Annotated in this window: 10 protein-coding genes; all 10 read right to left on the bottom strand. The window is 35.2% G+C overall.

All coding sequences use genetic code 11. From position 1 onward, the window contains the following. Window positions 1-82 precede the first annotated feature (82 nt). The 10 genes from OCV53_RS06240 to OCV53_RS06195 all read right to left on the bottom strand — a co-directional run bounded on the left by OCV53_RS06240 (window position 83) and on the right by OCV53_RS06195 (window position 11,402). The gene (locus tag OCV53_RS06240) at window positions 83-613 is read right to left on the bottom strand and encodes a M48 family metallopeptidase (RefSeq protein WP_055197162.1); all 531 of its coding nucleotides are present in this window, start codon (window positions 611-613) and stop codon (window positions 83-85) included. Next, on the bottom strand, window positions 610-2,193 hold the full coding sequence (locus OCV53_RS06235) for an ABC1 kinase family protein (RefSeq protein WP_055197160.1): 1,584 nt from the start codon (window positions 2,191-2,193) through the stop codon (window positions 610-612). The genes OCV53_RS06240 and OCV53_RS06235 overlap by 4 nt, the downstream gene beginning before the upstream one ends. A gap of 16 nt (window positions 2,194-2,209) precedes the next feature. Further along, complete coding sequence (locus OCV53_RS06230; RefSeq protein WP_055197158.1) at window positions 2,210-2,599, bottom strand: hypothetical protein; 390 nt, start codon at window positions 2,597-2,599, stop codon at window positions 2,210-2,212. Window positions 2,600-2,653: 54 nt separating this feature from the next. Next, complete coding sequence (gene dtd, locus OCV53_RS06225; RefSeq protein ID WP_022374318.1) at window positions 2,654-3,094, bottom strand: D-aminoacyl-tRNA deacylase; 441 nt, start codon at window positions 3,092-3,094, stop codon at window positions 2,654-2,656. 109 nt (window positions 3,095-3,203) lie between these two features. Further along, window positions 3,204-4,220, bottom strand: coding sequence for a ketol-acid reductoisomerase (gene ilvC, locus OCV53_RS06220; protein WP_022374319.1), 1,017 nt, complete (start codon window positions 4,218-4,220; stop codon window positions 3,204-3,206). Between the two features lie 58 nt (window positions 4,221-4,278). Then, window positions 4,279-4,776, bottom strand: a complete 498-nt coding sequence (gene ilvN / locus OCV53_RS06215; protein WP_022374320.1) for an acetolactate synthase small subunit — start codon at window positions 4,774-4,776, stop codon at window positions 4,279-4,281. Window positions 4,777-4,939: 163 nt separating this feature from the next. Further along, complete coding sequence (locus OCV53_RS06210) at window positions 4,940-6,196, bottom strand: LCP family protein (RefSeq protein WP_022374321.1); 1,257 nt, start codon at window positions 6,194-6,196, stop codon at window positions 4,940-4,942. A 68-nt stretch (window positions 6,197-6,264) separates the two neighbouring features. After that, a complete protein-coding gene (locus OCV53_RS06205; RefSeq protein ID WP_055197156.1) occupies window positions 6,265-7,197 on the bottom strand; it encodes a glycosyltransferase family 2 protein in 933 nt (310 codons plus the stop codon). A 17-nt stretch (window positions 7,198-7,214) separates the two neighbouring features. Beyond that, window positions 7,215-9,467: a DNA gyrase/topoisomerase IV subunit A gene (locus OCV53_RS06200; RefSeq protein ID WP_055197154.1), complete on the bottom strand. Its 2,253-nt coding sequence runs from the start codon at window positions 9,465-9,467 to the stop codon at window positions 7,215-7,217. Window positions 9,468-9,488: 21 nt separating this feature from the next. Continuing rightward, window positions 9,489-11,402 (bottom strand): DNA gyrase/topoisomerase IV subunit B, encoded by a 1,914-nt coding sequence (locus OCV53_RS06195; RefSeq protein WP_022374324.1) that lies wholly within the window; start codon window positions 11,400-11,402, stop codon window positions 9,489-9,491. Between the last annotated feature and the right edge of the window lie 130 nt (window positions 11,403-11,532).

Here is an 11,532-nt window from a genome sequence, read left to right as displayed (position 1 = left end):
TCTTTTGAGCTTTACATTTTATCATAACGCAAAATTTCAAAAAATGTAAGATAAAAATTCGTTTTTAGCACTTTCTTCACAATCAAACGTTGAGCTTTTTCTTCCGATTTTCCCAGTCAGGAAGGTATAAATCCATAAAATAATAAAATCTCTCATTATGACTTGGCTCTAGCAAATGACATAATTCATGCACTAACACATACTCTATACATTCTTCTGGTTTTGCTGCCAACTGAAGATTTATTCGAATCTTTTTACTGTGAATGCTGCAGCTTCCCCATCTGGTTTTCATATTCCGGATCATAAAACCAGTGCAATGAACTCCCATTACAGGTTCCCATTTCATTGCATATTCTATAATCTTATTTTCCAGCCACTTTCGCTGTTCTATCGAAATCTCCTTTTGTTGAAATGTTTTTTGATTCTTCATTTTTTCATGATTTTTCAAAATCCATTGTTCTTTCTTCTTAAGGAATCGAAAAACCTCTTCATCAGAGATTCTCATCGGTACAGTGACAAGAACATCTCCCTTCGGAGGTTTGATATAAATATTCATATTTTTAATTTTTCTACGCTGAATCTCAATCTTTATGTTTCCCATCTGTGTTATCATTTCCTATGTCTTCCTTTTTGTATGATCATTTTAATCAGCAAATAAATAACAATAACTAATCCCGTAATAAAACCAGCCACACTAATATATGGCATTCCATCAATTCTTGGAGTAACATCACTTAAACATAGTAAAGCAGAGCTAAACCATAGCGCCATAACGATCAATGTAAGAATCAAATGATCCATTCCTTTTTTCATATCACGTCTTACTTCATCCATCTGTGATGACTCAAGATTAATCCTTACTTGTCCATTCTTCGTGATATTCAATAGATCTGATATCTGTGCTGGAATCTCCAAAGATTTTTTAGATGATCCATAAATATCTCTTAATGCGTGTTTTACTTCTCTCTTAGGATCAATCTCATTTATCATGTTCGCAGACATATATGATGTCAAAATCTTGATCATATTTACTTGTGGTGAACAAAGTTTTAAGGTTCCTTCCATCGTTACCATACTTCTTGCTAATAACGTAATGTCTGAATCGATTGCTATCTTATGTTTCTTCAGCAAGTCCAGTGCATCTTCCATCAACTCGCCAAGATCCATGGTTCCAAAATCCATGTTCATGTACTTGCCGACCATATCATCAAGATCTGTATATAAACTAGCATGATCTATCTTCTGTGTTGCTTTGCCAAATGATAAAAATGCATTCTTAAGCTCATAGATGTCATTCTTTAAGATCGCTGTAATCGCACGTTTCATGATTGCACGATAATGTTCTGATAAGTTTCCTGCCATTCCAAGATCAAGCCATACGATCTGCCCTTCACTGATCCATAGATTCCCTGGATGTGGATCTGCATGAAAAAATCCATCTGAAAGAATCTGCTTGCAATAGTTCTGTGCTGTTTTCTGTCCGATTTCATAACGATCATATCCTTCTTCGTCCAATTCTTTAATATGATCGATCTGTATTCCATCTATATAACTCATAACAAGAAGATGACGATTCGAATATTCTTTATATACTTTCGGGCAGGTTACATATCTGACATCTTCCTGATTCTTATAAAATCGTTCTAGATGCTGTGCTTCCTTAATAAAGTCCATCTCTTCCTTGGAAGTCTCCCAAAGTTCATCGATCACTTTCCTAAAGTCAATGAGATCTCCTGTTCCTGTTGCAAAATTTAAAAATCCAGAGGCCTTCTTAAGTAATGTAAGATCTTCTTCCATTATCTGCTTGATATTTGGCCTCTGAATCTTTAATACAACTTTCTTTTTATCTTTCAACACAGCTTTATGAACCTGTGCAATTGATGCACATCCGATTGGTTCTTTGTTAATCTTCTGAAAAATCTCATTTGGTTCTTTATGAAGTTCTTTCTTAAGAATCCCCCATACAGTATTAAAATCCATTGGCTTTACATCCGTGCGAAGTCTTGCAAGTTCTTTACAGTAACGCTCTGGCAGTATATCTGAACGCATTGACATAATCTGTCCAAGCTTTACATACGTCGGCCCAAGATCTTCTAAAATTCCACATAATTTAACTGGATCAATCCCTTGTGTCACTTTATGTTCTTTTAATACATGAAGAATCTCCTTTAGTCTCCCTGTTTCCTGTTTCATAAAAACCTCTTTTTAATCATTCCAGATCTTCTGCTGCTTCTGAATTGATTGATTCTTCCCCAAAATCCATTGTTTCAGATTCTTCACTTTCCATTTCCTGTTTTTCTTCCTGAAGTGCTTCTGCCTTTGCAATTCGTTCTTTTAACAACTCAAGATCTTCTGCTGACATCTCATCAACGCATTCAAACGCATCATCGTATTTTTTTGTGACTTCTACAGAAACATGTTCTTTTACTTTCTTTTTTGCATTATGCTTAAGTTCCTGATTCAGAACTTTTCCCTGCTCTACGGTCTGTTCGCCTTTTTCGATCATTTTCTCAACGATGTCTTTTGTAACTTCAGCCGTTGTAGCCACTGCACCTACACTTGCCAAAAATGCCTTTTTAATTCCATTTGTCAAATCCATAACGTCATCATCCTTTCTTAAAAAATATAATCATTTGTTATATTTATTTTACCACTACAAATCTTCAAGAACAACCGTAAATGGACCATCATTTATCAAAGAAACTTCCATATGTGCCCCAAATACTCCTGTCTGCACGATATCTATTTCTTTTTTACATTCACCAATGATATATTCATATAACTGCTCCGCTTTTTGAGGATTTCCAGCTTGTGTAAAACTAGGACGGTTTCCTTTATTACAACTTGCATAGAGTGTAAACTGAGATACCAATAGCAACTCTCCTCCTACATCTTTTAGAGAAAGGTTTGTTTTCCCATTCTCATCTTCGAAAATGCGTAAATTGATCATTTTTCTAATATATTTATCTGCTTCTTCTTTTGTATCTTCGTGGCCGACTCCGATCAAAACCAGATACCCATTTTTTATCTTTCCAGTATATTCACCATCTACTTTTACAGATGCTTCTTTTACTCTTTGAATCACAAATTTCATTAATCTTCTTCCTTCCCGACACATAACTGTCTATATAATTTTATAAAAGAAAAAGATCAGAAATCTAAAATCTCTGATCTTTTATATTCTTATGTAAGATAAACAAAATCTAGTTGTTGATTAATTTATCTTCATTACTCCAGCTATATAAGCTACGGATTTCTTTTCCGACTACTTCAGACTGATGTTCAGAAGCTAATTTTCTCATAGCTTTGAAGTGAACCTGAGATCCAGCATCAGACATATCTAATAAGAAGTCTTTTGCGAATGTTCCGTCCTGGATATCAGAAAGAATCTGTTTCATAGCTTTCTTAGTATCTTCTGTGACAATTTTTGGTCCTGTGATGTAATCACCATATTCAGCTGTGTTAGAGATAGAATATCTCATTCCTTCGAATCCTGACTGATAGATTAAGTCTACGATCAGTTTCATTTCATGGATACATTCGAAGTAAGCGTTTCTTGGGTCATATCCAGCTTCTACTAATGTTTCGAAACCAGCCTGCATTAATGCACAAACACCACCGCAAAGTACTGCCTGTTCTCCAAAAAGGTCTGTTTCTGTTTCTGTTCTAAATGTTGTTTCAAGAACACCAGCTCTTGCTCCACCAATTCCTAAAGAATAAGCAAGTGCTAAGTCTAATGCTTTACCTGTAGCATCCTGTTCAACAGCTACTAAGCAAGGAGTTCCTTTTCCTGCCTGATATTCGCTTCTTACTGTATGTCCTGGTGCTTTAGGGGCGATCATAGTTACATCTACATCTTTTGGAGGTGTGATGCATCCGAAATGAATATTGAAACCATGAGCGAACATTAACATGTTTCCTGGCTCTAAGTTTGGTTCGATGCTTTCTTTGTATAATTTAGCCTGTTTTTCATCGTTGATCAGAATCATGATGATATCAGCTTTCTTGGCAGCTTCTGCAGATGTGAACACTTCAAATCCCTGTTCTTCTGCTCTCTTCCAAGATTTGCTTCCTTCATAAAGACCGATGATAACATTGCATCCAGACTCTTTTAAGTTAAGGGCATGTGCATGTCCCTGACTTCCGTAACCGATAATAGCGATGGTTTTTCCATCTAACAGTGATAAGTTACAGTCTTCTTGATAATAAATCTTTGCCATTTTTCATTCCTCCATTTTTTGGCTTATATAGTAAGGGTCATGACCCATTACTTGTAAATTAAAATACGTGGGAATTGTCTTCCCCTCTTGATAAACCAGTGATTCCTGTTCTCACAAGTTCAATCACTTCAAAATCACTGATCAAATTGATAAATGCTTCAATTTTATTCACATTACCCGTTAACTCGATCATCAAGTTATCTTTAGATACATCCACAACTTTTGCTCTGAAAATATCTGCGATCGTGACAACTTCCTGTTTCACTGCCTTATTTGCACGAACCTTCGCAAGAATCAATTCTCTGCAAACAGACTTGCTATTCTCCAGTTCAAAAATCTTTACGACATCTTCCAGCTTGGAAAGTTGATTCTTGATCTGTTTTAAAATCATATCATCACCACTAACCGCAATCGTAATTCTTGAAAACTTCTGATCCTGTGTTGTGCATGCTGTGATACTGTCTATATTATACCCTCTTCTTGTAAATAAACCAGAAATTCGGCTTAATACTCCGGGAGTATTCTCTACTAAAATAGAAAGAACAATCTGTCGCATATCTTTTATTTCCTTTCCTTTTCTTATTCCATCACCGTAATGGTATATTACAGGGTATTGGTAACTTTTTTTATTCTACCAATTATACAAATATGTGTCAAGGAAGAATGTAGCTCTAACCACCATTCTTTCTTGACACATTTTCATTTTAATTGCTTTTAATTTATTCTTCTTCACCTGCAGGTTTCGACTCTGTTGCAACTGTTGTATGATGCTCTGCTGTAGTTACCCTTGATGTCGAAGGTTCTGAAGTTGTACTTTCTGTACTTCGATGATAAGTACTTTTGCTCTCTGTTGCATAAGTTGATCTTCTTGTACTTCTTGTTGTGTAGTCACTTGTATCAATATTATAATTTGAACGATAACTACTTGTACTTGACGTACTGGATGTTGAATCAGAAGATGCACTTCCATATCCAAACATTTCTACATTTGAAGTTCCACCATATTCTTTTGCCCAGTCTTTTTCTGTTCCTTTATCAAACAAGAAATATTTAAGGGCTGCTTTGTTTGCTTTAAAGTTTGTAAAGAATACAAACATATTACTCTGTGCACGTCCCATCTTATAAGTGCCTTCCACTGGGACCCTCATCTGATCGATCTCCGTTGTTCCCATTTTCACAACTTTTAATACAAGTGTTTTTAAATAGCTTGCATTCATATCTGTTGACACATCTTTTAATGCTTCAAGCGCAATATCTGCAATTGTTGTTGGGCTCTGCTGTAATACTTTATTCAAAGCTGCCTGAAGAACTGCTCTCTGACGACCCGTTCTTCCAAAATCTCCATCTCCGTATTTCTTAGATACAACATAACGTACTCTGGCATAACCTAATGCCTGATTTCCATTTAATGTCTGTTTACCAACTTTCACATTACGATATTTCTTCTTTGAAATATAGTTTGTTGTATTTAAGTATTTTGCTTCTTTCTCTTCTAATGAAATCTCAATTCCGCCAACTTTATTGATAACTTTCTCAAATGTTGAGAAATCAACAACACAATAATTATCAATCTTAATTCCAAAATTCTTCGCGATCGTCTTATACAATAACTCGACTCCTCCAAATGCATATGCCGCATTGAGTTTGTTGTGTCCATGACCTGGAATCTCAACATACATATCTCTCATCAATGATGTAAGTTTTAATTCTTTGCTCTTAAAATTCACAGTAGCGATCATAATACTGTCTGAACGTCCATGATCTCCCTTAATAGCACCATGGTCAGATCCTACAAGTAAAATATTCACAACATCTTTGTTAAACGTAAGATTATCTCCAACATCAACCGAATTTAATGATTTTCCCTGATTCACAGATGCTTCTAATCGTGCATCATAATATCCAAGCATTCCTCCAACGGCAATTCCGATTATCAGAAAAATACTCAGGATAATCTTAAACTTTCTAATCTTCATTCGTGTCCTCCTCGCAATTGACTGCTTTCGGTTACTCATTATATCATAGAATCAATAAAAACTGTAGATTATTTTATTAAGTTTTCGTTAAAATTCCAGTACGTCTTATTCATTGTAAGTTTTAAGATCATCCATCTCGGAAGCTTTTTATAGTTTCTTCCAAGCTTATAACCAATCAGTTTGAATCCAGAATCAATCACATATTTCGGAATCAGATAAATTTTTCCTTTAGTTATCAAATGTCTGATCGTTGAAATAACCATTTTAACTCCCTCGGATTCAGATTTTACTTTCAAGAACAAACCTCCATGATCCACCTGTGATACAGCAAGATCAAAATTACGATGAAGCTGCTGCATTGCTTTATAATCATGCCAATGCCAGACTCTTGCATCGGCCTGATAGGCAACAGCTTTTCCATCTTCGATCAGTTTAGAGGCCATGATCATATCTTCATTAAAAATTGTTTTGTGTTCAAAACCTCCCATTGCATCATAATCTGTCTTTCTATAAGCACTGCATACATTAGAGCAAAAAAAAGTTTTGATTCCCAGCGTATCAAGATCTTCTCTCCTCTTAATCCTGCTTTCTTCTGGGTAATTAAAGATTCTTGTATAATATTCGATATAATTTTTCTTTGGATCTGCCATCTGCCTTCCATATGCTGCTGAAACTTTTGGATCATTAAACGCCTTTATCAAATTCTCTACTAGATATTTATCTTTTGGAATTGCATCATCTGTCATAAACATTAAAATATCTGCATCTTCTGCAAGTGAGGCTCCATAATCTCTTGTTGCCCCATGGTCAAAGTTTTCTTTTTTAATATGATACACTTCCACATTGTCATATGGACGTATCATCTCCTCATCAAAATATTGTGCTTCTGTATTAATCAAAATGATCCTGTCTGGTTTTCTTGTCTGCTGTGCAAGTCGTTTTAATGATTTCTTGAATTTTTCTCCAGGTTTATAAGTCGGTATGATCAAATCAACTTTCATAACATTTCCTTTCTGTTTTATCTGCGGACCTTAGTTCCTTTCGTATCTCGTTTTGACAATTTTAATCTGTTAAATTCGAGTTCTTTTTCCTTATACATAATGGAACTTATATTTTGTGCATCCATAACATATACATTCGTGATAAGATCATCTTTAGATAATTTCATTCCTCGCACACCAAGTGCACTTTTTTTCTTCTTCGGAATTTCTGCATATGGAAATTTTAAAAATACTCCATCTTTTGTCTGTAAAACAACTTTATCCTCAGATTCTTCACTCCAATCTGCCACAATTACAGCAACCAGTTCATCTTCGGATAGTTTTGTCGCCTGTACTGTTCTTTTTGATGCATTTAATAAGTCTCCATCCATTACCTTTAACATGCTCTTTGCAGTTGCAAATAGCAACGTACTATGTATCATTGTCTGGACATCAAGTACTTGTATAATATATTCTTTCGCACTATCATAATTACAAAGATTATCAATCGGTACACCTTTATCGCGGAACTTACCTGCCGGAATATCAAGCACTTTAATCTGATGCATCAGTCCAAGATTGGTAAACACACAGATTTTGTCTGTGTTCATGCAAGGCACAATAAATTTATATTCTTTTAAAATATTATCCTTATTTCTCTGATATGTTGCTTTATCCATTGTTTTCGAATAACCGAAGCGATCCATCACAAAATAAACGGTCTCTTCTTTAATTGGTGCTGCAACATAAACTGCCTCTTTTGCGTCTTCAACAATGGTTTTTCTTTGTGATCCAAATTCTTTTTTGATCAAGTCTAATTCTTTTCGTATTACATTTTTTAATGATTTTTCATTAGCCAGAATATCTTCGTATTCTGCGATCTTTGTAACAATTTCTTCATATTCTTCCTTAAGCATTAAAATTTCCAAACCGATCAGACGATATAATTTCAGATCAAGGATCGCACTTGCTTGTTTATCTGTAAATGAAAGTTTTGTTGCTTCGATCATAGAATCAGATGACTGAAATCTGATATTACCAACATCTCCTTTTGTAAGACATGCCTTAACTTCTTTCTGATTTTTACTTCCACGAATGATCTCGATGATCAAATCTATCATATCGCAAGCCTTGATCAATCCTTCCTTGATCTCGCGCTGTTCATATAATTTATTTAATAACGTTTTATATTTTCTTCTAGTTACTTCGTAATGAAACTGTGTATGATTTTCAATGATTCCTTTTAAATCCAATGTCTCTGGCCGTCCATTGACGATTGCAAGCATATTAACACCAAATGTATCTTCAAGCTTTGTCTTTTTGTATAAAAGATTTTTAAGGCGTTCCACGTCTGCCCCTTTTCGCAGTTCTAGAACAATTCTGATTCCATCTTTTGATGATTCATTTGAAATATCTAAGATATCTGTTGTTACTTTATTTTCAATCAGTGATACAATATCAGATAAAAACTTAGATATGTTATTCCCGATCATTGTATATGGAATCTCTGAAATTACAAGTTTATCCTTTTCTCCTCGTTTCTTTGCAGGTTCCAAAGTCACTTTTCCTCTTAATTTTATCTTTCCGATTCCTGAAGAATAAATATTTAAAAGATCTTTTTTATTGATCACAATACCGCCTGTTGGAAAATCCGGTCCTTGAATATATTCCATTAATTCTTCATTCGTAATACTTTCCTTACGCATATAGGCTTTCACCGCATCAATTACTTCACTAAGATTATGTGGTGGAATACTTGTTGTCATACCTACCGCAATTCCATCCGCACCATTTACCAAAAGATTCGGTATCTTAACTGGAAGTACTTCTGGTTCTTTTTCTGTCTCATCAAAGTTGGATACAAAATCAACAACATTCTTATCCAGATCCGCCAGATAAGCTTCCTGTGTAATCTTTTGAAGTCTTGCCTCTGTATATCGCATGGCCGCAGCTCCATCTCCTTCAATGGAACCAAAATTACCATGTCCGTCTACTAGCGGAATTCCTTTTTTAAAATCCTGTGACATAACGACTAATGATTCGTAAATCGAACTGTCTCCATGGGGATGATATTTACCCATTGTATCTCCAACAATTCTAGCAGATTTTCTATGTGGTCTGTCATAGCGGAGGCCTAACTCATCCATAGAATAAAGCACTCGTCTTTGTACTGGCTTTAAACCATCTCTTGCATCCGGCAATGCTCTTGCACAGATAACACTCATGGCATAATCAATATAAGATTTTTGCATAACCTCAGAAAATTCCGCTTTAATAATATGTTCTGACATTATTTATGTTTTCCTTTCTTTTTATATATCAAGCATCGCATCATTTGCATTTTCATAAATAAACTGTCTGCGAGGCGGCACATCACTTCCCATAAGCATGGAAGTTACATCTGATGCCATTCTCGCATCTTCGATCTCAATCTGTTTTAAAGTACGGCTCTCTGGATTCAATGTTGTTTCCCACAACTGCTGTGCATCCATTTCACCTAAGCCTTTATATCTTTGCAATGTAAAGCTTCCTTTATGATTTGCACGGTATTTAGAAAGTGCCACATCATCATAAAGATATGTTTCTTCTCCTTTTTTTGGCATTGCCTTATATAATGGAGGCGTTGCAAGATATACATGTCCATGTGTAATAAGCTCCGGCATAAAACGGTAGAAAAATGTTAAAAGTAACGTGGCAATATGTGCTCCATCCACATCGGCATCTGTCATAATAATGATCTTATGATAACGAAGCTTTGTAATATCAAAATCATTTCCATATCCTTCTGAAAATCCACATCCAAAAGAATTGATCATTGTCTTGATCTCTGCATTTGCAAGTACTTTATCCATCGTTGCTTTTTCTACATTTAAGATTTTTCCACGGATTGGAAGAATTGCCTGTGTTTTTCTATTCCTTGCTGTTTTTGCAGAACCTCCTGCAGAATCTCCCTCAACGATAAAGATTTCACATTCCTCTGCTTTTCTGCTTTCACAGTTTGCCAATTTCCCATTACTGTCAATTGATAGCTTTTGTTTCACTAGCATATTCGTCTTTGCTTTTTCTTCTGCTTTTCGAATCTTTGCAGATTTTTCTGCACATGCCAACACTTTCTTTAATGTATCTAAATTCTTATCAAAATATAAAACAAGTTCTTCTCCTGCAATCTCTCCAACTGCTTTGGCTGCATCTGGATTATCAAGTTTTGTCTTCGTTTGTCCTTCAAATCTTGGCTCAGGATGTTTTACAGAAACAATCGCTGTCATACCATTTCTTACATCTGTTCCCGTAAAGTTTGCATCTTTCTCTTTTAAAACGCCTATCTCCCTCGCATACTGATTCATGATCGTTGTGAATTTCGTTTTAAATCCAGTGATATGTGTTCCACCTTCGATCGTATAGATATTATTACAAAAGCCAAGAATATTTTCTCCAAAATCTTCTGTATACTGAAAAGCCACCTCTGCTTCAATTCCATCAACCATACGTTTAAAATAAACTGGTTCATGAAGCATTTGCTTTCCTTCATTTAATTTTTTTACATATGCACAGATTCCCTCTGGCTCATGATAATCAACTGTGGTTTCTTCACCTTCTCTTTGGTTAATATAATGAATCGTAAGGTTTGGATTCAGATATGCTGTCTCATGCAAACGGTTTCTTACCATCGCTGCTTTAAAATATGTTTTATCAAAAATTTCTGGATCCGGAAGAAACTGTACCTTTGTTCCTGTATCAGACTTTCGACATGTTCCAATCACTTCAAGCGGTGTTATGATTTTTCCTCTTTCATACTTTTGCTGATAAATCTTTCCGCCTTGTCTGACAGTCACTGTAAGCCATGTAGATAATGCATTTACCACAGATGCACCTACTCCATGAAGGCCTCCTGATATCTTATATCCTCCATCTCCAAACTTACCACCCGCATGCAGCATAGTAAATACCATCTCAACTGCTGTCTTTCCTGTTCTTTCATTGATTCCAACTGGAATTCCTCGTCCATTATCTATGATCGTTGCAGTCCCATCATTATTTAATGAAACTGTGATCTCATTACAATATCCTGCAAGAAATTCATCCACTGAATTATCTACGATTTCATATATTAAATGATTTAGTCCCTTTGTAGATACACTTCCGATATACATTCCAGGACGTTTTCTGACAGCTTCCAATCCTTCCAGAACTGAAATACTATTAGCATCATATGTTTTACTTGCCATAAATACAAAACACTCCTTTTCATCTTTCGGTTATTTAGTTTAACACACAACTTTTTGTTACGCAAACGCAAATCTTATATACCTTTGAGCAGCTTTCGACAATGATTGACTTTATCTGGCAAAATCCATA

This window comes from Anaerostipes amylophilus, from assembly GCF_025567365.1.
In the GTDB taxonomy this organism is placed as follows: Bacteria; Bacillota; Clostridia; order Lachnospirales; family Lachnospiraceae; genus Anaerostipes; species Anaerostipes amylophilus.
The sequence above is the reverse complement of the archived record's forward strand: the minus strand, read 5'-3'. Positions and strand labels throughout refer to the sequence as shown.